Source organism: Pseudoflavonifractor sp. SW1122 (assembly GCF_012027765.1).
In the GTDB taxonomy this organism is placed as follows: domain Bacteria; phylum Bacillota; class Clostridia; order Oscillospirales; family Oscillospiraceae; genus Enterenecus; species Enterenecus faecium.
Genome location: NZ_SJOS01000038.1, coordinates 1 through 23,980 on the forward strand (window position 1 = coordinate 1; position 23,980 = coordinate 23,980).

Sequence of the window (23,980 nt, forward strand, 5' to 3'; positions counted from 1 at the left end):
CTCATCCATGGGAAAACACCTCCTAAATACCCCATTCTATGCCCCAATCCAGGGATTGCCACGGTTGACAGATGGGTATAATCATGATATACTAGCAAAACATATAAGAAAACTATGAATTATAAGCCGTCCCTCCCACGGGGGACGGCTTCAAACGGGAGATTTGCACTATGTTGGAACTGAAACATCTGACCTTCTCTGTGGAGGGAGAGGGCAGTCAGAAGGAGATTTTGAAGGATGTGTCCCTGAACGTCCAGGACGGCACCTTCCTGGTGGTCACCGGCCCCAACGGCGGCGGCAAGACCACCCTGGCCAAGACCATCATGGGTCTCAACCAGCCCACTTCCGGCCAGATCATCTGGAACGGGGAGGACATCACCAATCTGAATATCACCGAGCGGGCCCGCCGGGGCATCAGCTACGGCTTCCAGCAGCCCCCCCGCTTCAAGGGCCTGCGGGTGTGGGACCTGCTGAGCCTGGCCTCGGGCAACGCCCAGCTCACCCACGCCGAGGGCTGCCAGCTGCTGACTCAGGTGGGACTGTGTGCCGCCGACTATATCGACCGGGAGGTGGACAACTCCCTGTCCGGCGGCGAGGTCAAGCGCATTGAGATCGCCACCATTCTGGCCCGGAAGTCTCCCCTGATGATTTTCGACGAGCCGGAGGCGGGCATTGACCTGTGGAGCTTTGCCAAGCTCACCGAGACCTTCCGCTATATCCACGAGAAGCGGCAGGCCACCATCATCATCATCTCCCACCAGGAGCGCATCATCAACCTGGCCGACGAGATCGTTATGATCGCTGGCGGCGAGGTGGTGGAGCGGGGCGCCAAAGAGGAGATGTTCCCCAAGATTCTGGAAAACACCCAATCCGGGTGCGCCTTTGTGAAGGGAGGAGTCCAGGCATGAATTCCATCGACACCCATCTGCTCCGGGAGATCGCAGACCTGGAGCGTGTGCCCCAGGGGGCGTATAACATCCGCAAGAATGGCCAGTTGGAGGGGCGCAGCAACTCCGCCAACATTGTCATTGAGAGCAAAGAGGACAAGCCGGGCATCGATATTCACATTGCCCCCGGCACCGTCAACGAGTCGGTGCACATCCCCGTTATCGTCACCCAGACCGGTCTCACCGACCTGGTGTACAACGACTTCCACATCGGCGAGAACAGCGATGTGAGCATTGTGGCTGGCTGCGGCATCCACAACTCCGGCTGTGAGACCGCCCAGCACGACGGCGTCCACACCTTCTACGTGGGCAAGAATGCCAAGGTGCGCTATGTGGAGAAGCACTACGGCGAGGGCGAGGGCACCGGAAAGCGCATTCTCAATCCCCACACCATCATCTACCTGGAGGAGGGCGCCTCCATCCAGCTGGAGACGGTGCAGATTCGGGGCGTGGACTCCACTCGCCGCTACACCAAGGTGGAGATGGAGGCCAATGCCGAGGCAGTGGTCACCGAGCGTCTGCTCACCCACGGCGACCAGTTTGCCGAGAGCAAAATGGAGGTCATCATGAAGGGGGAGGGGGCCCGCACCCAGGTGATCTCCCGGTCTGTGGCCCAGGACAACTCCGTGCAGGTGTTCTATCCCCAGGTGCAGGGGGATGCCCCCTGCTTCGGCCACGTGCAGTGTGACTCCATCATTATGGACCACGCCAAGGTCAGCTCTATTCCCGCCATTGTGGCGGGCCACACCGACGCCCAGCTCATCCACGAGGCGGCCATCGGCAAGATCGCCGGAGATCAGCTGTTGAAGCTCATGACCCTGGGTCTCACCGAGGAAGAGGCCGAGCAGAAGATTCTGGACGGATTCCTGCGGTAAAGAATTATCCAAAATCGTGGCGTAAACCACCGGTACTTCCAATATTCTCGAAGATTTGTATAATTTCTTCGATTTTTGCGAAACATTCACCATCGTCAAGACTGTCATCCTGTATGACAGTCTTGATTTCGTTTAGGGCTTGATAGCATTGGCATTCCACAAAATCCTGGGCGCTGATATTGAGATCAGGAAAGGTCACCTGTATGTGCTGCTGTTGTAGGAGAGTTAGCAGCAATTCCTGGTATAGTTCCATGTCAATCACCTCTAATCCTACTTTATACTATTAAGAAGGAATAATCAACCTAATATCGCATAGAATGCTATACTAGCGGAAAAGGATATGAGGTAATCGTATGAAGCCATTAAAACAAAAGGTGAGCATCACCCTGGATGAGGATGTGGTGGAAAAGCTGAAGGTGCTGGCGGAGGACTGTGACCGCTCCCTGTCCCAGTACATCAATCTCATCTGTAAAGCCCATTTGAAACAGTTGGAAAAATAAGAAAAACACCGTTGTGAAGGAGAAGTTTCCTTTACAACGGTGTTTTTTGTGCTTGATGGGAATTGCGAAAAGCCTCCCTTTACACAAGGGAGCCTATATGGTGCGCTGTACCCCAGGGCTTGCATTCTTCATTTTTCATTCTTCGTTCTTCATTTGAATGCTTTCCTCCAAAACGGAGAGAAACCGCCGCAGGGTCTGCCCCCGATTGCCCCGCAGGTAGGACACCCCGAAGGAGAGGGGCTCACACCCCTCTACGGGAATATAGCGCAGCTGCGGGGCGCGCAGCTGGGGGAAGTCGGCCATGATGGAGAAGGCGTACCCCGTCTCCACCAGGGTGAAGAGCACCTCCTGGCTCTCGCAGAAAATGACTTCCTCCGGGGGCTTGGAGGTGACGATCTGCCCTTGCAGGGCAAACACCGACGGGGGACACAGCGGAGGCCGACAGGCGGCAATGAGGCCACCCTCTTTCAGCTGCTCCACCGTCACCGTCTCGCACTGGGCCAGGGGATGGTCCTCCCGGCAGACAAACACCACCGGACTGCGCAGCAGCTCCCGATAGACACTATTTTGCGGGGCGGTCTCCTGGAAGGTGAACAGCACCTGAATATCCCCTTCGGTGAGCAGATTGTCCAGGGCGCTGAGGGGAATCAGGCGAATCATGGGCAAAATCCGCTCCTCCTCCTGGCGCAGCCGCTCCAGAGCCGGGCGCAGCAGCCGCAGGTCCGCTGTGCTGCGGCACCCCAACCCTAAGCGCATGGGCCGGGCCTCATAGCAGCCCTTCACCCGCATCCGGGAGATGTTGGACAGCTGGAGAATCTTCCCCGCATACTGCAAGAACATGTGCCCCTCCTGGGTCAGGCGCACCTTTTTGCTGGTGCGCTGGAACAGTGCCACCCCCAGCTCGTCCTCCAGGGTCTTTACCTGGTGGCTGACAGCGGGCTGGGTCAGGCGCAGGTGCTGAGCCGCCCGGGAGAAGTTGAGATAGTCGGCCACCGCCAAAAAGCACTCCAGCTGCGTGGTGTTCATGAGAGATTCCCTCCTAATCTATACAACAATAAAAGTCTTTTATAGATGATAACAGATTTGAATTTCCCTTACAAGGGGGATGTGTGGTATATAATAAAGGGGCATAAGGAAAATACGAAACATTTTAGACGGAATATCCCAGGTTGATTGATGTTTTATGGCGAACCAGCCACCTGGGACGGGAGATTCCGTCGTCCCCCAAAGGAGGCAAATCACGTGAAAAAAGTTCTGCAACAGCTCAGGCAGTACCGCAAGGATACCTTCCTGTGTATTGGCCTGACTGCGCTGGAGGTTTTGATGGAGATCCTCCTGCCCTTCATCACGGCACGGCTCATTGATGAGGGGCTGGAGAAGGCCAATCTGCCGGTGGTGTACCGTTACGGTGCCATCATGGTGGTGTTGGCCCTGGTGAGCTTGCTGTTTGGCGCCCTGGCCGGTAAGTACGCCGCCAGTGCATCCTCCGGCCTGTCCGCCAATCTCCGGGAGGCCATCTATACGCGCATTCAAACCTTTTCCTTTTCCAACATCGACAAGTTCAGCGTCCCCGGACTGGTCACCCGCATGACCACCGACATCACCAACGTGCAAAACGCTTTTATGATGGTGATTCGTGTGGCGGTGCGGGCCCCCATGCTGTTTGTGTTCAGCTTCGCCATGTGCCTGTTCATCAGTCCCGCCACCAGCCAGATGTTCCTCTTTGCGGTGGTGTTCCTGGTGGTAGTGCTGGGTGCCATCATGGTGGTGACCCTGAACATCTTCAACCGGGTGTTCCAGAAGTACGACGACCTCAACGCCAGCGTCCAGGAGAACATCTCCGCCATCCGTGTGGTGAAGGCCTTCGTGCGGGAGAGCTACGAGAATCGCAAGTTCTCCAAGGCCTCCGGCAACCTGTATAAGATGTTTGTCAAGGCTGAGGGCCTGCTGGCCTTCAATAACCCCGCTATGATGCTGGCGGTGTACTTCTGCATCCTCTCCGCCTCTTGGCTGGGCGCGCAGTTCATCGTGGCCGGGGATATGACCACTGGCGACCTCACCAGCCTGTTCAGCTACATCATGTCCCTGCTTATGAGCCTGATGATGCTGTCCATGGTGGTGGTGATGATCAGCATGTCCATGGCCAGCGTCCGACGGATCGGGGAAGTGCTCTCTGAGACCCCCGACCTGACCGAGCCAGAGCAGCCCGTCATGGACGTGGCGGACGGCAGCATCGACTTTGACGATGTGTCCTTCTCCTACAAGCGGGGCAGCGACAAGAACGCCCTGTCCCACATCGACCTGCACATCCGGTCCGGGGAGACCATCGGCGTCATCGGCGGCACTGGCTCAGGCAAGAGCAGCCTGGTCAACCTCATCTGTCGGCTGTACGATGTGTCCCAGGGCACCGTGAAGGTGGGCGGCCTGGACGTGCGCCGCTATGACATGGAGGCCCTGCGCAACCAGGTCTCCGTGGTGCTGCAAAAGAACACCCTCTTCTCCGGCACTATTCTGGAAAACCTGCGCTGGGGTAACCCGGATGCCACCGAAGAAGAGTGCGTGGCGGCCTGTCAGGCGGCCTGTGCCGACGAGTTCATTGACCGCCTCCCCGAGGGCTACCACACCTACATCCACCGGGGCGGCTCCAATGTGTCCGGCGGCCAGAAGCAGCGTCTGTGTATCGCCCGGGCCCTTCTGAAAAAGCCCAAGATTTTGATTCTGGACGACTCCACCTCCGCCGTGGACACCGCCACCGACGCCCGCATCCGCACCGCCATGGCCAAGCAAATCCCCGGCACCACCAAGATCATCATTGCCCAGCGGGTATCCAGCGTGGAGCACGCCGACCGGATTCTGGTGCTGGACAACGGCCGGGTGGATGCCTTTGACACCCATGAACATCTGCTGGAGAGCAACGCCATCTACCGGGAGATCTACGACTCCCAGGTCAAGGGCGGCGGCGACTTCGACCAGCCCGCATAACACAAGGAGGTCTCATTGTGAAGAATCAAACCAAACGCAATGGGGGCGCCATGGGGGTCCTGAACCGGATTTTGGGCTATATGCTCCACTACTACGGACCCATGTTTGCCCTGGTCATTGTGTGTATTCTGATCTCGGCGGTGGCCACTGTATTGGCCGCCACCTTCCCCCAGACCTTGGTGGACGACTACATCGTGCCCCTGATCTGCAGCGTGAATCCGGATTTCAGCGGCCTGGCCGGGGAGATCATCAAACTGGCCATCATCATGGTGGTGGGCATTGCGGCCTCCTTCGGCTACAACCGCATCATGGTCAACGTCAGCCAGGGCACCATGCGCCACCTGCGCAACGACTTGTTTTCCAAGATGGAGTCCCTGCCCATCCAGTACTTTGACACCCACCCCCACGGGGACATCATGTCGGTGTACACCAACGACGTGGACACCCTGCGCCAGCTGCTCAGCCAGAGCATTCCCCAGGGCATCAACTCCATCATCACCATGGTGGCCACCCTCATCACCATGATCATCATCTGTCCTTCCCTCACCATCATCTCGGTACTCACTGCCCTGGTGATGCTGTGGGTCACCGCCACCTTCTCCAAGCTCTCCGGCAAGCACTACGTGGAGCAGCAGCGGGATCTGGGTATTGTGGACGGCTTCATTGAGGAGATGCTGGACGGCCAGAAGGTGGTCAAGGTGTTCTGCCACGAGGAGGCGGCCATGGAGGACTTCCGCCGTGTCAACCAGGCCTTGCGGGAGAGCGCCAACAAGGCCAACCGTTACGCCAACCTGCTCATGCCCATCAACAACAACATCGGCTGGCTCAGCTACGCTCTGGTGGCCATTGTGGGCGCTCTGCTGGCCATCAACGGCATGGGCGGAGTGACCCTGGGTACCGTCATCACCTTCGTGGGCCTGAACAAGAGCTTTACCCAGCCCATCAGCCAGGTGAGCATGCAGGTGAACTTCGTGGTCACCGCCGCCGCTGGCGCTGCCCGTGTCTTTGACCTCATGGACCAGGAGCCCGAGGCCGACCAGGGCTATGTGGAGCTGGTGAACGCCAAGGAGGACGCCAACGGCCAGTTCTCCGAGGCCGACCACCGCACCAACGTGTGGGCCTGGCGTCACCCCCACAAGGCCGACGGCACCGTCACCTACACCAAGCTGGAGGGCAGCGTGGTGCTGGACCACGTGGACTTCGGCTACACCCCGGACAAAATGGTGCTCCACGACATCAGCCTGTGGGCCAAACCGGGACAGAAGATCGCCTTTGTGGGCGCCACGGGTGCAGGCAAGACCACCATTACCAACCTCATCAACCGCTTTTATGACATTGCCGACGGCAAAATTCGCTACGACGGCATCAACATCAACAAGATCAAGAAGGCGGACCTGCGCCGCTCCCTGGGCATTGTGCTTCAGGACACCCACCTGTTCACCGGCACGGTGATGGAGAACATCCGATACGGTAACATGGAGGCCAGCGACGAGGAGTGCATGGCCGCCGCCCGGCTGGCCAACGCCGACGGCTTCATCCGCCGCCTGCCTGACGGGTATGACACCATGCTCACCGGAGACGGGGCCAACCTAAGCCAGGGTCAGCGGCAGCTGCTGGCCATCGCCCGGGCTGCTGTGGCCGATCCGCCCGTGCTCATTCTGGACGAGGCCACCTCTTCCATCGATACCCGTACCGAGCGGCTGGTGCAAGACGGCATGGACGCTCTGATGACCGGGCGCACCACCTTTGTCATTGCCCACCGCCTGTCCACCGTGCGCAACGCCGACTGCATCATGGTTATGGAGCAGGGCCGTATCATCGAGCGGGGCACCCATGACGAGCTGATTGAAAAGAAGGGCAAGTATTATCAGCTGTATACCGGGAATCTGGCAGAAGAGTCTGCCTGATTCTCAGGACTTCGCTGTGGTGGATGGTTCTTCTCCGATTTTCTTGGCAGAAACCAGTGTCCCCGCCGGGGACGCTCCGCTGGGGTAACTTTCTGCCGCCAGAAAGTCACCAAAGACCGCCAAAGGCGGGGCCTTCCCCCGCCTTGTGGAATCCACCCCGCGGTACTGGGAGCCCCTGCGTCCTCCTTGTTTCGGCCCTTGGCCCGGTGGGGTCACATAGATGGCGTGGAAATTCCACAGAAAGCACCGACTTCTCTGACAAATACTACTTCTACTGCCAGGGCCTCACCCTGGTGCACCGCTGTTCCCAGCTGTCGGTGGCCTGGCTCCCGGCGGCGGGAACGCCGCTTGGTCAGGGTAGGCCCGGAGGTGGAAACCGCCCGGCTGTAGGGCCAGCTGCCAAAGGTGGCCTGGTGTAGTGGCAGTGACAGGGGCCACAGCAAGGGTGACGGGCCGAACACCAGCTTGACGCAGTTCCAACCTCGTACCCCAGGGAGGTCCTTAGGGGGGAACGCCCTAAGCGGGTTTTGGTTTCTTTTGCCCGCTCAAAAGAAACCCCCAGCGGGAAGCGTCCCCACCAGGCTGGAAGCCTGTACAAGACAAAAAAGAAAGAGTTAGTTCATCAAGGCAGGACATATAAGAAATGCAAAAACGTGGGAGCACCTCAGGGTACTCCCACGTTTTTTGCCTTTTATAGTTGTTGATACATGGCGCTGGCATCCGCCTTGCCCACAATGTCGGCGGTGGACAGCACTTCCACCCGGATGGCCTTCTCGCCGAATTTCATCTCCAGGATGTCCCCCACCTTCACCTCGTAGGAGGCCTTTACCACCCGGCCCCCCACGGTGATGCGGCCGTTGTCACAGGCCTCATTGGCCACGGTGCGCCGCTTGATGAGCCGGGACACCTTCAACCACTTGTCAAGTCTCATAGAAATCCTCCTATGTTTCTCCTTATGCTCCGATGCTGTCCTTCAGCGCCTTGCCGGGCTTGAACACAGGGGTCTTGGATGCGGGGATGTTGATCTGCTCCTTGGTGTGGGGGTTGCGGCCAATGCGGGCGGCACGGCTCTTCACCTCAAAGGAGCCAAACCCCACCAGCTGCACCTTCTCCTCCTGGGCCAGGGCCTGGGTAATGGCCTCCAGGGCGGCGTTGAGGGCGGCCTCGGTGTCCTTCTTGGACAGCCCAGCCTTTTCAGCGGCGGCGTTGATGAGATCAGCTTTGTTCATGGTCGTTTGTTCCTCCTAATGGTCTACAATTCAAGGCTGGTGCTTGATGGCGTTCCAGATGTCGTCCAGCTCGGTGAGGCTCATGTCCTCCATCTGCTTGCCCTGGGCGGTGACGGCCTCCTCCACCCGGCGGAACCGGGCGGCAAATTTGTCACAGGCGGCCTGGAGGGCGTCCTCCGGGTCCACCTTCAAAAAGCGGGCCACATTCACGGCGGCAAAGAGCAGGTCCCCCAGCTCCTCGGCGGGGTCTCCGTGGCCAGCGATGGCCTCTTTCACCTCGCCCAGTTCCTCGGAGAGCTTGTCCACCGCGCCGTCCACGCTGTCCCAGTCGAAGCCCACCTTGGCGGCCTTCTTCTGCACCTTCTCCGCCCGCCACAGAGCGGGCAGGGAGCGGGCCACGGCGTCCACGGCGTCGGCCTGGGTGGCCTGGCCCTTCTCCTTCTTCTTCAGCTCCTCCCAGTTGGCCAAAATCTCCCCGGTGGAGGAGACGGTCACATCCCCAAACACGTGGGGGTGGCGGAAGATGAGCTTCTGGCATACGCCGTTGGCCACGTCGTCCAGGTTGAAGCGGCCCTCCTCCTCCTCAATGGAGGTGTGGAACACCACCTGGAGCAGCACGTCACCTAGCTCCTCCTGGAGGTGCTCGGTGGACTGCTGGTCAATGGCCTCGGCCACTTCGTAGGCCTCCTCCAGGAAGTTGCGGCGGATGGACTCATGGGTCTGCTGGGCGTCCCACTGGCAGCCGCCGGGAGCCCGCAGTACCTTTACAATGTCAACGAGATCTTGGACGTTGTACTTGTCCTTGAGAGAAAAATCTACCATACTATCACCTACAATGCAAGAATTATTTCAAAATGGAACCTTTTTGCCGGGGAAGTTATTCGGCGGGGGTGATGCGCAGCAGGGGGCCAATCTTGTCGCCCTTGGGCATAAACTTCAAGTCCTGGGGAGAGATGGCCCGGAGCAGCACCACCAGCGCCAGGTACACCAGGCCGCCCACACCCACGGAGAAGAGGGTGCAAATGGCGTTGCCCGAGTTGCTCAGGGTTTTGGCGGCGGTCTGGAAGGCGGACATGCCACCCAGGACGGAGGAGGACAGACCATAGCAGGCCCACACTGCCAGACCCATGACGACCGCGGACACCAGGGGCTTGCCGAAGGCTCGGGTCAGGCTCAGGGAGCGGGGCAGGGTGCGCTTGATGATGATGAGGTCCAGCACGGCGATGATGGCAAAGCACACCAGGGTGCTCACCGGAGCGCCGTGGATGTTGATGTCACGGTTTCCCACCAGAACGTAGTTGATGGGCAGCTTGAACAGGCACCCAATGACGGTGGTGACCATGGGAATGGTCACCAGGCGGTGGGCCTGCATGATGGCGTTGCACACCAGCATAAAGCACACGAAGATGACGGCGATGCCCAGCACGGACAGCATCCAGCCGCCCAGTTCCACGTCGGTGGTGGGGTAGAGCAGCCGCATGATGGGCTCACTGAGCACGCACAGACCCACGCCGGCGGGAATGGCCAGCAGGGCGGTGGTGCGCAGGGCGGTCTCGCTGATCTGGGCCCCCAGCTTCCGGTTCTTTACCGCCTGAGCCGCCGACACGGCGGGGATGATGGAGGCGGTGAGGGGCACCATGAAGGAGGAGGGCAGGTTGTACAGGGTGGCCGCCTGGTCAAACACGCCCTTGAGGGAGCGGGCCTCCAGCTCGGTAAAACCGGCTCCGTCCTGGAGCCGCCCATAGATCATGCTGGTGTCAATGAGGTTCACCAGACCAATCACCGAGGAGCCCAGGGTGATGGGAATGGCCAGCTGGAGCAGGGTGCGGAAAATCTTCTTGGAGGACTCCGGTTTGTCCTGCCCCACCGGGGTGCTCCCATGGTGGGAGCGGAAGCAGAAGGCGGTGTACAGCATGCCCAGGGCGCAGCCCACGGACACGCCGAAGATGGCGCCAGCGGCGGCCACGGACTCGTTATCCGAGGACTTGAGCAGAAAATAGGCCAAAGTCAGGCCGATGACCAGCTTGCTCAGGGCCTCGATGATCTGGGACACGGCCGTGGGAGTCATGATGGAGTGGCCCTGGAAGTAGCCCCGCATGGCAGACAGGGGGCACAGGAAGAAAATGGCGGGGGCCAGGGCCCGGATGGAGTACCAGCTCCGGGAGTTGTTCATCAGGTTTGCCAACTGCTGGGGGAAGAAGAACATCAGACAGAAGCTGATGGTGCCCAGGGCCAGGAAGGTGAGGAAGGCCACCCGGAAGGTCTTTTGCACCTGATTGTGACGGCCCAGAGCGTGGGCCTCCGAGATCATCTTGGACAGGGCCACCGGCAGACCGCCGGTGGAGACGGTGATGAGCAGGGAGTAGATGTAGTAGGCGGTGTTGAAGTCGGAGAACCCCGCCTCCCCCAGGATGTTGCCCAGGGGAATCTTGTACAGCGCTCCAATGAGCTTGACAATGACAATACCGGCGGCCAGAATGGCGGCGCCGCCAAAGAAGGTATTATTTTTGTTTTTGGAAGTGGGATTTGACATGATCTCAACCTTTCACCAAGAAGTCCAGGGTCAGTGGAAGAGGAGGGGGAGGGCATAGTCCCGGACCTCGGCCTGAATCCGCTCCACATCCAGCGTGTGGAAGGTACCGTTTTCATATATGATGTTGCCCCGGGCCATATTCATCACCACATTGGAGCCGTGGGCGGCAAACACCAGGTTTTCCACCACGTCATGGCAGGGGGTGAGGTTGGGGGCGGTGAAGTCCAGCAGGATGAGGTCCGCCACCTTGCCCACGGCAATCTGGCCCGTGGGACGGCCCAGCGCTCGGGCACCTGCCACCGTGGCCATCTCCAGGGCCTGCCGGGGGGTGATCACCCCGGGGGTGCAGCGCACCCCGCTGGGCAGCAGCGCCGCCAGCTTCATGTCGGCAAACAGGTCGGCGCTGTTGTGGGAGGACATGCCGTCGGTGCCCAGAGCCACATTCACCCCGGCCTGGAGCATATCAGGGATGGGGGCAATGCCCGAACCCAGCTTCAAGTTGGAGTAGGGATTGTGGACGCAGGACACCCCTTGTTCCGCCATAATGGCCCAGTCCTCCGGGGTGGTGTACACACAGTGGGCGGCAATGCCGCCGTTGTCCCACACCCCGTACTGGTTCAGCGTCTGGATGGGGGTGAGGCCGTGGCGGTCTAAGCTGGCCTGGTGCTCACTTTTGGTCTCTGACACATGCACGTGCATGCGCTGGTTGTGGTCGTGGGCGAACTGGGCCATCCACTGCCACAGGGGGGCGGAGGAGGTGTACTCTCCGTGGATGGAGGCGTCTAGGAGGATTTGCCCGTCCCCTGCCCCGTGGAACTCCTCGGTGAGGGCCCGCTGGGCCACGCAGTCCCCGCAGGTGTCGGGGTTAAAGTCGGCCGGGTCGCCAAAATACACCCCGCCACAGGACAGGTTGGCGCTGATGCCGGCCTTCAAAATCTCCTGGGCGATGGTGGAGGTGAACATGTACATATCTGCCACGCAGGTGACGCCGGAGGCGATCATCTCCGCCAGGCCCAGCCCTGCCCCGGCGGACACTGCCCGGGGGTCCAGCTTGCCCTCCGCGGGGAAGATGTAGTCGTGGAGCCAGGTCTGCAAGTCACAGCCTCCGCCGTACCCCCGCATGAGGGTCATGGGCAGGTGGGTGTGGGCGTTCACCAGGCCGGGCATCATCACCTTGCCCGAGCAGTTCACCACCCGGTCAACGTCGCCCTGGGGGCGGTCCGTGCCCACATAGGTGATGGAGGTGCCCTCCACCTGGACATAGCCGTTTTTGAGAATGGTCCCCGCCTCGTCCATGAGGACGGCGGTGACATTGGTAAATAGTACGGACATAGGTTCCTCCTTATAACTGGGCCAGGCAGCCCAGGACCAGGGGCACAAATCGGTGCCGGGCGGCTTTGCCCGCCTCCAGCACTTCCTCTTCGCTCAAGGGCTTGGGGAGCATCCCGGCGGCCATGTTGGACAGCAGCGAGAAGCCCAGCACCTCCATGCCACAGTGGGCGGCCACGATGACCTCGGGGGCGGTGGACATGCCCACCGCATCCCCGCCCAGGGCCCGGATGGCCCGAATCTCGGCGGGGGTCTCATACTGGGGCCCGAAGCTGTAATAGTATACCCCTTCCCGCAGGGGAGTACCCAGCTCCTGTGCCACCTGGCGGGCCACCTCTTGGAGCCGGGGGGTGTACAGATGGGAGGCATCGGGGAAGCGCACCCCAAATTCCGGGAGGTTCTCCCCCCGCAGCGGGGACTCCCCGCCCAGCTTGATCTGGTCGGTGAGGAGCATGATGTCCCCGGCGTTCCAGTCTGGACGGACGCACCCGGCGGCGTTGGTCACCAGCAGGGTGTCGCACCCCAACAGCCGCAGCACCCGCACCCCGTAGGCCACATCCTCATAGGAGTACCCCTCGTAGTGGTGCACCCGGCCCTGCATCACCGCCACGGGCTTGCCTGCCAAGGTGCCAAAGACCAACTGCCCCACATGTCCGGGGGCAGTGGAGCGGGGAAAGTGGGGAATGGAGGCGTAGGGAACTGCCGCGGCGTTCTCCACCTCCTGGGCCAGATCCCCCAGGCCGGAGCCTAGAATCAGGGCCACTTTGGGGATAAATTCCCCCAGCTGAGCCCTCAGATAGGCGGCGCTTTCCTGATAATGGGAATACGGATGGGACATAGGCTTCCCTCCTGACAAAATCTTGGGAAATATGAGAGCATTACAAGATAGTTTACACCATTCAACCAGGAAAATCAATCCTGAGGCCCGCCAGAGAGTGTTCGCTCCAGGTACAGCAGATAACAAGAGCATAGAATAAAATAGAAACATCCCCGTATTCGAAACGACAGTTCCGAAAACAGGGATGTTTACAGTAAACTTGGGAGAATACCACGATACAATAACGATTGACATATAATTCGGCAAATTGTATAGAACATGCTGAAAAATCGTTCGTGATGTGGAAAGATATTGCGCAACCAACAAAATGAAGCTATAATTTTGGAAGAGATATCCTGTTCAGGCATGTTAATCCAATCCTCTAAGGAAAGCGCGGTATAGGTTTTCTCGTTGCTGGTAGGCGCGGCGTTGAGCATCTTCTGCAGCTTTGTTTGCCTCTGCCAATGCAATTCGGATATGGGTAGACTTTAGCCCAGAGGATGCCATACCATCAATGTGAAAGGATAGAGCAGAACCATTCGGTTTTGATCGGATACTATACGTCATAACATATTCCCCTTGCTTAGTGTGTAGCTACATAGTTGTACACTTAGTCGATGATGGTGATGATGATGGTTAAAATCTATTTGTTAGACAAACTTATAACGGACACATTATATTATATTTTTGAAAATATTGCAACAAATTTTCATGTAGAATTGTGGAAAAAAAGTAAAAAAGTGCAGGGAGGAATGTAAAATGAAGCAAGATGCCAGTGCGTTGTTGTTGTGTGCCAGTCGAAAGATAGCAGTTAAACCATTAGACCGTGAGCAGATTCTATCTTCGCTTCCAGACTATGACCAGTTGTATCATGCGGTGCAGATGCGTCGTAGAAGACAGAATAAGGCCAATGGAGATTTAACAGAAAACACGGAGCAATCTCACCTAATGCATGACAATATAATGGCGATTTTTGGCGGAAGAGGTAGTGGCAAGACTTCTGTACTGCTATCTTTGCGTCAACAGCTTGTGTTAGACCGTCAGAAAAGATACAATGGTGCCGGGGCTGACATTATTTTGCCCATTATTTCTCCAGAGATTATCAGCGAGAACTCTACCATGCTGTCCTGGGTGTTAGCAATGTTTCAAGGAGAAATTGAGGCTTTGGATAAACAACTGAAAGAGCATCCTAAAGTAGCTCAAAGCCTAGAACAGGCATATGGGACTGGTGTGTGTGAGTTGCGTACGAGACAGTCTTTTTTGCGTAGAGAATACGATAATTTGATGCGTGAGAGTGGAAGTAGTAGAATTTTTCGAGAAATGCATCGCTATGAGTACGAAGATTTGCTCAAGTTGCAGGCTCAGCATTCTAAAGAACAGTACCAGTTGATGCACCGCCTTCGCAAGTTTTGGGGGCTGGTGGTAGAGGTGCAGAAGGCATTGAACCCAGGCCAATCACCACTGATTTTTATTATGTTTGATGACATTGATTTGGCTCCAGAACGAAGCATGGAGTTGCTGATGTCGGCCTATAAATACTTCTCAAGCCCGCATGTGGTCATTGTGCTTACAGCAGCAAAAAAGACTTTACATCAGGTTTTGACTTATCGCATGTATGAAAAAGTAGTAGGATCTGATTTTACATCTCTCATTCAAGGCAATGATATTCAAGGCTATCGACAGGAGGTGCGGAGAAATTCGTATCGTATGGATCGAGCCAGCGAATCGGCGATTGAGTACCTTAATAAAGTAATTCCGCAATCTAGTAGATACGAACTAAATCGTTTTGATACTTACGATAAGAAACTAACATTCCGTTACCCACTGGAGAATCCAGAGAATGGGCGTGCGTCTATCCCTTTGGGAGAGTTTGTGGTTCGGTGCATAGCAGAGTGTGGGCTGGACAAAGATTATGGAAATTTTGTGCAAAGAATAGAGGCAGGAGAGGATCAAGCCCACAAGAATATGGCCAGAGAGTACTATCTGTTGTTTGGAAATAAGAGCAGATATATTACAAATGCGTGCTTGGGAATTCTCAACACCTGTGAACAGTTGGGAGTATTAAGGGAACAGTACAGCAATGGACAACTTGGAGATGATGATTATGTCCACACACTATTCTATACGCTGCGCCATTGTCTGTCAGTACTGATTAACTCTCATACCAGAAGCATGGAAGAGTGTGGAGGGTGGCTGTCATATCTGTTCCGTTATGAATATGGCGACAGGTATCTGGTGGTAGATTACAGATACCTGATCAAAAAGTATAGGGAGTGCTTGCATGAAATACTGGAAAGCGTGGGACGCGAATTAGCACCTAGTCGAGCTGGAATGAGTCAGGATACATATTGGATTCGCTATGACGATTGCCTAAAAGAGAAAAAAATTGAGCTAAGACAAAAAATATCTGTACTCTTTTCCATGCTGTTTTTTGTGGAGCATCTTGTGACCTGCATGTTGAAGCCGGAGATTGCAGGTGGTGGAGCGCAGAATGGTGGATTAAATTCACTACTGACGTTTCTCAATGAAAGTGCAGCATCAGAGGATGGGCTGACGCTTTTCCCTGTCGTGCAAGATATGGAACGTGCTATGGATTTGTATGGAGAATTATTAGAGGAAATGCAATTTGAACAATTGTCTGCTACAGATGGAAGACAAGTGGAGGCATACTTCTCTTATATTAGCACTCATCCGTATTTTATGGAGCTGATAGATGCGGAGGGACAGGAAGAGAGAAATCTCTACCGTACTTGTAATAATAATCCAGAATGGGTACGTTCTCTCTGTACGATGCTCTATCTTACCCAGAGCGGTATCCAATTGATAGATGAGAAGTTCTTTGGTATCTTACAGCTATTTTTCCAAGACGTGTCCGTGTTACCAGGATTACATGACCAAATAAAAGTGATGGAAATGTATACACAGGAATTCGTTTTGGGATGGAATATACTAGACTGGTCTGAATTGCATCTGCGTCAATTACAGCGGTTCCATACAGAGACGGTCCTGCCTGTACAAAAGAAGACAGGAACTGCTGCCAAAAGCTGCTCGTGGAAGAATTTGTGTGATGAAGTGCTGAAAGATGAAAGCTCAACATATATAAGCATGTTTACGCATAATATGGCGGACAGCAATGATCTGTGGGAAGACAATTCTATCGTGAGCTTAGCACAGGTTGTGTGCAATCAGGTGGAGCAGTTGGTGCGAGAGTGCTCTCGGGATATGGTAAATCTGCACATGGGAATGACCCTGAAAAAAAGTCAGGTAAGTGATGTACACATGCTGGCATCCAGTCTGTGTGAAGCGTTTCCGGAGGCGGAACCCATGGGGAGAGCTATAATTCGAGAGTTGGAGCAGAAGTATCAAACAAAAGAAGAATATGATAAATCAAATGGGATTCAGGTTTCAGTGCAAGGAGATTTGAATCATGTACGCAGGAGAAATAACCAGACAATTTCTATAGACTCTACTAACGCATTGCGTTTTCTTCTCCAGTGTAATATGACGTATCGAGTGGCCAATCGCCAAAAAGGAAGTGAAATTGTGGGGGCTTATTACCGCTCTCTGATTCACGATTTTGCAGATCAAATGAAGCTAACGGTTTCAGCCGGCCAAATGAAAGGGGTGCGATCATTCCTTGTCAAGCTCAAGACAATAGGGACGATGCTTCCTTATTACTTCAGCGCCCGATTTATTCTGGCCAATGCTGCTAGGTACGATGAGCTGCATTTGGGCCAGGAGGGGGATAAGACCCGGGGAGGGGTAGTAGCCGCTACAGTGTACCATGATTTTTTACAGGCTATCAAACTGCAGGAATATTCCGTGCTTCGAGGCTTTATGCTAGAAATTCGAGCCAAGTATACGGCGGAATTGCGCTCAAGTTTTGAGGTGACACCATGACAGCCAATCAGCGCCTGAGCTTGATTTGTCGAGTTTTGCTTCTCCCGTTTCGTGATGTCAGATTCGGCAAGGAGGATTTATTGCTAGCGAAAGCTCAGATGTATCGCAAATTTATTGATCAAGAGGGGACGGAGCACCAGCTCTACGGCGCCTATCGTAATTGCCGGAAAAAGCTGATGGACCAAGTGTGTTCAGAGGGAAAACCGGAAAACATGGATGAGGTACAGCAACTGTTGGAGTTCTTCTATGGAGACACGGACATGCTGGGGTGCGCAGAAAGCAACAATGCCGATTCATTATATATCCAGAGGATTTTAGACATTTCCGATAGCTTTGTTACCCTGCGGGATGGGCGCATGTCCCTGCGCACCTGGATCAACCCGGACCGGCTGGATTTGTTTCATCCCTACGCAGGATTGCACAAGGCGGAGTTGTGGAATATGCTGGTGAGGTTGTCCACGCCAGATCTTTGGATTGCAGCCTATTTTGAACATGCGGGGTTGCAAGATGAGGTAAGCTTGAGTAACCTTACCGATGACCTGCGCCTTGCGGATATCGTGCTCAATCGATGCCTGGAGAAAGGAATGGCAGAGACGCACACCCATTTCTATGCATCTCTAAACTATCAAATGCTGTGGACCCTGGTCAGTGATGTCACTCAGCTGCGGTATGAGGCGAAAGCGCGCCAGAGCAATCTCAAATCCTTGAGCTTGGTGCTGACGGGTGGACTTCTCAGGTTGTTTTTGGCAAGTTATGCCATGCAAGGGAGCGAACATGAGGACTTTCTTCCCTACTGTGAGAGACTTCTGAATCTTGAAAAAGTTGACGATCCCCAAATGTTAATCTGCCAGGTGCTATACAGTGGGTATTCAGGGGAGAGATTGGAGGAGAGTGCGGAGGCATATTTGGAGCAATATGAACATTGCACACAGGCGCTGCATGAAATGATGGATATTCAGGAAGATAAATGGGAGTTTGACCTACTGGCTCGTAGCGTCTACAGGGGATATAGGTACCTCAACACCTCTTGTGATATTCTATTGTTTCGCCAGACTCTGGCTCTGGCTCGCAAAAAAGACAAACCGACCCTGAGGCGTGCATTGCTCCAATATATTCGCATTAAAAACACATTTTTCTCCACAAGAACACAGGCAGAAGATGTGCATGGGCTACGTCAATTTTCGGGGTATTATCGCAGATCAACTGGTTCGGTATGGGCGCTGCGCAGAGGAAATGAGGAAGGGCTAAACCGGGAAGGGAGTTATGCAATTTTTAGAAGTCAGAGTCGGTTGCCCTATTTACAAAAATATGAGTTTAAAATTACGCCGCCGGGGCCTCAAGGACATATCTTAGACCAATTTACAGTGCGCAAAAAATTGATGCGCAGTGCAATTTCCCGACAATTACTACAGATTGTGGATGGATATCTTCAATTCTTGAAACGTACAGCTCAATCCTATACTCGGGATGAGGAATCCGTGGATCAGACGTTAAAGAGATTGGGAGATAGCGGTGAAGTATCCATACCTACCCCAGGAATTATCTATCATTTCACAAAACCTGAGTTTATGCGGAATATTTTTGGATTAGTGTGCGGGATGGACCCTACAATGCGCAAGGCTACAAGTCCCTATTATGTAGAAACGCTACGCCGACAGTACATGGTATTTTGCGATACACTCAGTGAGATGGTGCGAGAGACTCCCTATTTGGGGGAGTACGTTGTGGGATTGGATGCAGCTTCTGAGGAAATGGGAATTGAGCCGTGGGTATATGCTCCGGTATTCACTTATGCCAGGAGAAAGGGAAATACAGTGCCTATCCAATGGTATACCAAAAGCACGATTCCATCGTTAGGGTTGACTTATCACGTGGGGGAGGATTTTCGACATCTTCTTTCCGGTCTTCGTGTGGTGGATGAAGTGCTGGAGCATTTCGGGTTCAAAGCGGGAGATCGTATTGGTCATGGAATCGCCCTTCAGGTAGATCCTCAGGAATGGCAGGTGCAGCATGGGGTAGTAGCTGTGCCGCGTATGGAGTATCTGGAGGATCTATTATGGATTTGGGGTGTCAAGTTTCAAGGGGGTGTGTTACCGGTTCCCCATGATTTAGAATTAAAAATTATGAAGCAGGTGGAGAGTCTATACCCTACTTCTTCGGGAATCACCCCATATCTCCTATGGAAGGTATATCAGAGAAAATTCCATTTGCTAGATGTGGAAGGGGTGGTGGAAGATGTTCAGGTATGCCAGAAATGTTTGCAGTGTGGAGGTACAGGAGGTGCGTGCCCTCTTCAAAACCACTGTCACAACATGGTATGGAGTGAGGAGAGACTGTTGATGACCCATTTTTGCCCACTTTACCAGGAAAAATATCGAAAGCCAATTTTTGTCCAGGTAACAGAAAATGAGGTTCCACTTATGGAGGCACTTCAGAAGGGAATTAAAGAGAAAATAGGCCAAAGAGGAATCACAGTAGAGGTCAATCCCACGTCTAATGCGTCTATTGGAGCAATAAAGGGCGTACTGCACCACCCAATTTTACAGCTCAACAATCGGTGGCTGGAACGAGGTGAGGAAGTAAACCACTTATCTGTGTCTATAAATTCCGATGATCCTGTGGTATTTCATACAATGGTAGAGAATGAATTTTCCTATATTTATTATATGCTCACCAATGAAGGATATAGCCGCCAGGATGTACTAAAGTGGATTGATCAAATTAGAGAGTTTGGCATGGGAAGTAGTTTTGTGCGAAAAGCAAAAAAGCCCCAGGTGCTATTACGAGAGCTGAAATTGATTCGTGAATGTCTTCAACCGTATCCGGATTTCAATCCAGAAGAGGGGTGAGAGTCTGTGGAACATATGTATCGACAGTTTACAGTGATTGATTTCTTGAGCATGTTCATTCCAGGCGCAGTAGTGGTATTGGTGGCAAATTGGGCAGGGGTTCCTTTCGTGGCTCTATGGACTGCTTTTGTGCCTGATGGGAGCATTGGTCTTACGCTGTATCTGGTAGTGCTCAGCTATCTGGTGGGGCACGTACTATCTCAAGTCACGAAACCGTTGGAAAAACTCTCTGGTTTTCAGAATAGTGAAAGGGAAATGCGCACGGAATATGAAGATATGGTAATGAAAAAAGCCGAGGAATTAGGACTGACTGAGTACATTCCAAAAGATCAGAGGGAAGAAAAGCTGTTATGGCGAAGAGTACAGTATTGTGTGCTGCAACGCGCGGATTGCCAAAGGCTGCGCCTGATGCAGGGCTTTTACGGCCTGTGTCGCAGTAGCGTGGCTTCGGTCATGGTAGTTTGGTTGTGCCTGTGTGTCCATGCAGGGATAGCGCCAGGGATATGGTGTGTTTATACTGTGGTTGGAGTTGTAAGTGTGGTCATGCTTACCGTGCGTGGAAATAAATTTAGAAGAAAATATTTGGAGACGATGTATGAGAGTTTTCTCCTGCTGGGGGCCGTTCCAGAAGGAGTGATGACACCGTAAATATCAACAACGGATTGGAAGCACGAAGTTGCCATTGATTTTTGTCTGTGTTATGATAAACGGCAAAAGAAATCCACAAGGAGGAGACGACATGCGGGACACAAGACCCCTGGTGGTGGTGGTGGACGGCCACGGCGGCGGCATGGGCAAGGCCCTGGTGGCTCGGCTGAGAGAGCGGCTGCCCCAGGTACACGTGCGGGCGGTGGGCACCAACTCCGCCGCCACCGAGGCCATGCTCAAGGGGGGAGCCGAGGACGGCGCCACCGGGGAGAATGCGGTGATCTTCAATGTGGGGAAGGCGGACTTCGTGGTGGGGTCTGTGGCCATCCTCATGGCCAACGGCCTGATGGGGGAGATCTCCCCCCGCATGGCCCAGGCGGTGGGGGACAGCTCCGCCATCAAGGTGCTCATCCCCGCCAACCGCTGCGGCATCCGCATCGCCATGGGGGGCGAGCAGCCCCTGCGCCGCTATTTGGACGACTGTGTGGACCTGATTGCCGCCGAGCTGCAAGAGTAAACCATACCACAATTTGACGATTTTGGACGGATGAGGCCTGCCTTGGTTGACAAGGCAGGCCTCATCTTATAAAATATTTGTCGAGTATTTAGTAACGGGTGCATTGCACCCTGAAATATGGCATTATATGGAAGAACTGGGCGGTCTTTGTCAAAAAGCAGCCCGGTGTGGAAGAGAATAAGGAGAGACGAATGTTACAAAGTGGAAGAAGAATGGAGAAGAAAACACGGACGCTGGCAGGGCTGGCGGCGGTGTTTTTTGCCTGCATGGTGGTTCTGTCCGCCTTTGTGGCGGTGTATGCCGGAGGCGTGCGCTACGGCGTGGTCACTGGCACCGAGGTGGGCCTGAGCGTGCGTGCGGGAGCGGGAACCTCGTACACCCGGCTGGGCCTCATTTACGACGGCACCACCGTCACCATCACCGGGGAGAAAAAGGCCTCAGACGGCGCCACCTGGTACGCCATTGACTACAACGGCGGCACCGGATACGTCATCAGCACCTATATCAAGCTCATGGACGGCGGTGTGGATGACAAGGAGTTTGAGGCCTACCTCAAACAGCAGGGCTTCCCCGAGTCCTACTGGAGCGGGTTGAAGGTGCTCCACGCCATGTACCCCGAGTGGGTGTTTAAGGCCGACCACAACGGCTTTGACTGGAACTACGCCGTGGACCAGGAGTCCAAAATCGGCAACAGTCTGGTGCAGTCCTCCTCCAAGTCCAGCTGGAAGTCCACCGACCCCAAGGCCTACAACTGGGATACGGGAACGTGGACGGAATTTGACACCGGCGGCTGGGTGGCCGCCTCCCGGGAGATCGTGGCCTACTACATGGACCCCCGGAACTTCCTGACCCAGAACAGCATCTTCCAGTTCCTCCTCCAGAGCTATGACGCCCAGGTGCAGAGTGTGGCGGGAGTGGAGCGGCTGGTGTCCGGCACCTTCCTGGATGCCACCGTCACCGACACCGACGGCAAGCGAATTTATTACCCCCAGGTGATCTATGATGCAGGCAAGAAGGTGGGGGTCAACCCCTACGTGCTGGCCGCCATGATCATCCAGGAGCAGGGCACCAAGGGGCTCAGCGACAGCATTTCCGGCAAGGCCCCCGGCTTTGAGGGATATTTTAACTTCTACAACATCGGCGCGGTGGCCGGAGGCGGCAACACTGCGGTGAAAAACGGCCTCATTTATGCCAAGGGAGGCTCCAGCGGCACGGGCACCAGCTATGGGCGGCCCTGGAACAGCCGGGTGCGGGCCATCAGCGGCGGAGCCCAGTTCTACGCCAACGGCTACGTCACCGCCGGACAGGACACCATGTACTTAAAGCGGTTCAACGCCCAGGGGGACAACCCCTTTACCCATCGGTATATGACCAGTGTGTGGGGCGCGGCCTCCGAGGGTCTGAGTCTGGCCGGGGGGTACAGCGAGGAGCTGCGCCAGTCCCCCCTGGTGTTCTCCATCCCCGTGTATGACAATATGCCCAGCAGCCCCTGTGCTCAGCCCACCGGGGACGGCTCCCCGGACAACCGCCTGAGCACCTTGAAGGTGGGCAACTACGCCCTTACCCCGGGCTTTGACAACGACACCACCTCTTATAGTGTAGTGGTGCCCAACTCCGTCTCCTCCGTCTCCATCACCGCCACCCCCAAGGCGTCCACCGCCAAGGTCAGCGGCGCCGGGACGGTGCAGCTGAAGGTGGGGGCCAACACCGTGAAGGTGACGGTCACTGCCCAAAACGGCAGCCAGCGCACCTTTACCCTTACCATTGCCCGGGAGGGCAGCTCCGATTCCGGCGGCTCGCCCACCTTCTCCGTCAAGCCCAAGTATAACGTCAGCGGGTCCAACCAGGTCTCCGGCATCACTCTGGGCACCAAGAGCTCCGACTTTGTGAAGAACCTGAACATCGTGGGGGGCTATGCCCAGGTGAAGACGGCCAGCGGCTCCACCAAGCAGGACTCCGCCGTGGTGGGCACCGGGGATACCGTGACCATCTACCGCAACGACGGCACCCAGTACGCCAAGTGGACGGTAGTCATCTATGGAGATGCCAACGGGGATGGAAAAATTGATAATTCAGACCGTGTGAAAATCCGTAACCATGTGTTGGGTACCAGTAAATTGTCTGGAGCGTTGGCTGTGGCTGCCGATGTGAACAAGGACGGACAGGTGAACAACACCGACCGTGTGAAAGTTCGCAACCATGTGTTGGGAACATCTCTAATTACTCAATAGGAGAGAATCAATGAAAAAATTCTTCGCAAGTAAGTGGATTGCCCTGGTCATGGCTCTGACTCTGGTTCTGAGCCTCACCACCCCGCAGGGCCATGCGGCGCAGTCCTGCACCGTGACTTTTTCGGATCCTACGGTTACTGTGGGGCAAACGTTTACCGTCAATGTGAGGGTGACCGGAGCTGTGGCCATTGCCACGGTGAAGGTGAACTATGACTCCAGCTATCTGCAATATGTTTCCGGTGATTTAGGCTACGGATACCCCAGCGGCAATGTGATTGTCATGGATAAAGAGAATGCTGGAACGGGTAACATTAGCTTCTCTATGACCTTCAAGGCGCTGAAAGCGGGTAAGACTACCATCAACAACTATGAAAACTCCATTGTGGATGGAAATGGCGACCCCATGAATATCACCCCTGGTTGGTCTACGGTCACCATCAACGCCCCCTACACCGCCTCGGGGAACAACAACCTCAGCTCCCTGTCCATCAGCCCCGGCACCCTGTCCCCCGGCTTCTCCGCCGGCACCACCAGCTACAGCGCCTCGGTGTCCAACTCCACCACCAGCGTGGCAGTGTCCGCCAAGGCTGCCGATGGAAAGGCCAAGGTGGCGGTGTGGGGCAACACCGGACTGAGTGTGGGCAACAACACCGTGACCGTCCAGGTCACCGCCGAGAACGGCAGCAAAAAGACCTACACCATCACCGTCAACCGGG

19 protein-coding genes are annotated in these 23,980 nt (G+C 55.3%); 11 read left to right on the forward strand and 8 right to left on the reverse strand.

Going from position 1 to position 23,980, the window contains the following annotated elements:
* Positions 1–170 precede the first annotated feature (170 nt).
* Positions 171–908 carry an ATP-binding cassette domain-containing protein gene (locus tag E0L15_RS08975; protein ID WP_168125323.1) on the forward strand — a complete coding sequence of 246 codons (738 nt, stop codon included), beginning with the start codon at positions 171–173 and terminating at the stop codon, positions 906–908.
* On the forward strand, positions 905–1,822 hold the full coding sequence (locus tag E0L15_RS08980) for a SufD family Fe-S cluster assembly protein (RefSeq protein WP_087234509.1): 918 nt from the start codon (positions 905–907) through the stop codon (positions 1,820–1,822). Before E0L15_RS08975 ends, E0L15_RS08980 begins: the two co-directional genes overlap by 4 nt.
* Before the next feature lie 4 nt (positions 1,823–1,826).
* Here the strand turns inward: E0L15_RS08980 and E0L15_RS08985 are convergent, their stop codons facing one another.
* On the reverse strand, positions 1,827–2,075 hold the full coding sequence (locus E0L15_RS08985; protein ID WP_168125324.1) for a hypothetical protein: 249 nt from the start codon (positions 2,073–2,075) through the stop codon (positions 1,827–1,829).
* A gap of 100 nt (positions 2,076–2,175) precedes the next feature.
* Here E0L15_RS08985 and E0L15_RS08990 point away from each other — a divergent pair, with 100 nt between their 5' ends.
* Positions 2,176–2,322, forward strand: coding sequence for a TraY domain-containing protein (locus tag E0L15_RS08990; protein ID WP_087234513.1), 147 nt, complete (start codon positions 2,176–2,178; stop codon positions 2,320–2,322).
* A gap of 135 nt (positions 2,323–2,457) precedes the next feature.
* Here E0L15_RS08990 and E0L15_RS08995 read toward each other — a convergent pair whose 3' ends face one another.
* Positions 2,458–3,348 (reverse strand): LysR family transcriptional regulator, encoded by an 891-nt coding sequence (locus E0L15_RS08995; RefSeq protein WP_168125325.1) that lies wholly within the window; start codon positions 3,346–3,348, stop codon positions 2,458–2,460.
* A 216-nt stretch (positions 3,349–3,564) separates the two neighbouring features.
* Here E0L15_RS08995 and E0L15_RS09000 point away from each other — a divergent pair, with 216 nt between their 5' ends.
* Both E0L15_RS09000 and E0L15_RS09005 read left to right on the forward strand, forming a co-directional pair.
* On the forward strand, positions 3,565–5,304 hold the full coding sequence (locus E0L15_RS09000; protein WP_168125326.1) for an ABC transporter ATP-binding protein: 1,740 nt from the start codon (positions 3,565–3,567) through the stop codon (positions 5,302–5,304).
* A gap of 80 nt (positions 5,305–5,384) precedes the next feature.
* Positions 5,385–7,211, forward strand: a complete 1,827-nt coding sequence (locus tag E0L15_RS09005) for an ABC transporter ATP-binding protein (RefSeq protein ID WP_243155452.1) — start codon at positions 5,385–5,387, stop codon at positions 7,209–7,211.
* Positions 7,212–7,902: 691 nt separating this feature from the next.
* Here the strand turns inward: E0L15_RS09005 and E0L15_RS09010 are convergent.
* The 6 genes from E0L15_RS09010 to E0L15_RS09035 are packed head-to-tail and all read right to left on the reverse strand — an operon-like array spanning position 7,903 to position 13,140.
* A complete protein-coding gene (locus E0L15_RS09010) occupies positions 7,903–8,142 on the reverse strand; it encodes an RNA-binding S4 domain-containing protein (RefSeq protein WP_087234412.1) in 240 nt (79 codons plus the stop codon).
* 22 nt (positions 8,143–8,164) lie between these two features.
* Positions 8,165–8,440, reverse strand: a complete 276-nt coding sequence (locus tag E0L15_RS09015; protein ID WP_087234414.1) for an HU family DNA-binding protein — start codon at positions 8,438–8,440, stop codon at positions 8,165–8,167.
* A gap of 30 nt (positions 8,441–8,470) precedes the next feature.
* Positions 8,471–9,262 carry a nucleoside triphosphate pyrophosphohydrolase gene (mazG, locus tag E0L15_RS09020; RefSeq protein WP_087234417.1) on the reverse strand — a complete coding sequence of 264 codons (792 nt, stop codon included), beginning with the start codon at positions 9,260–9,262 and terminating at the stop codon, positions 8,471–8,473.
* Positions 9,263–9,317: 55 nt separating this feature from the next.
* Positions 9,318–10,973, reverse strand: coding sequence for a polysaccharide biosynthesis protein (locus tag E0L15_RS09025; protein ID WP_168125327.1), 1,656 nt, complete (start codon positions 10,971–10,973; stop codon positions 9,318–9,320).
* Between the two features lie 30 nt (positions 10,974–11,003).
* Positions 11,004–12,305 carry an amidohydrolase gene (locus E0L15_RS09030; protein WP_168125328.1) on the reverse strand — a complete coding sequence of 434 codons (1,302 nt, stop codon included), beginning with the start codon at positions 12,303–12,305 and terminating at the stop codon, positions 11,004–11,006.
* Positions 12,306–12,315: 10 nt separating this feature from the next.
* Positions 12,316–13,140: a purine-nucleoside phosphorylase gene (locus E0L15_RS09035; protein WP_168125329.1), complete on the reverse strand. Its 825-nt coding sequence runs from the start codon at positions 13,138–13,140 to the stop codon at positions 12,316–12,318.
* 738 nt (positions 13,141–13,878) lie between these two features.
* Here E0L15_RS09035 and E0L15_RS09040 point away from each other — a divergent pair.
* From E0L15_RS09040 to E0L15_RS09065, 6 genes are all read left to right on the forward strand, one after another.
* Entirely contained in the window at positions 13,879–17,019 is a 3,141-nt protein-coding gene (locus E0L15_RS09040; protein WP_168125330.1) for a hypothetical protein, read from the forward strand.
* Positions 17,016–19,868: a hypothetical protein gene (locus E0L15_RS09045; RefSeq protein ID WP_168125331.1), complete on the forward strand. Its 2,853-nt coding sequence runs from the start codon at positions 17,016–17,018 to the stop codon at positions 19,866–19,868. Before E0L15_RS09040 ends, E0L15_RS09045 begins: the two co-directional genes overlap by 4 nt.
* 6 nt (positions 19,869–19,874) lie before the next feature.
* Positions 19,875–20,516 (forward strand): hypothetical protein, encoded by a 642-nt coding sequence (locus E0L15_RS09050; protein ID WP_168125332.1) that lies wholly within the window; start codon positions 19,875–19,877, stop codon positions 20,514–20,516.
* Between the two features lie 91 nt (positions 20,517–20,607).
* Positions 20,608–21,033, forward strand: a complete 426-nt coding sequence (locus tag E0L15_RS09055; RefSeq protein ID WP_168125333.1) for a DUF3842 family protein — start codon at positions 20,608–20,610, stop codon at positions 21,031–21,033.
* 212 nt (positions 21,034–21,245) lie between these two features.
* Positions 21,246–23,264, forward strand: a complete 2,019-nt coding sequence (locus tag E0L15_RS09060; RefSeq protein ID WP_168125334.1) for a cadherin-like beta sandwich domain-containing protein — start codon at positions 21,246–21,248, stop codon at positions 23,262–23,264.
* 10 nt (positions 23,265–23,274) lie between these two features.
* A partial coding sequence (locus tag E0L15_RS09065; RefSeq protein WP_206020603.1) for a cadherin-like beta sandwich domain-containing protein occupies positions 23,275–23,980 on the forward strand: 706 nt, incomplete at its 3' end.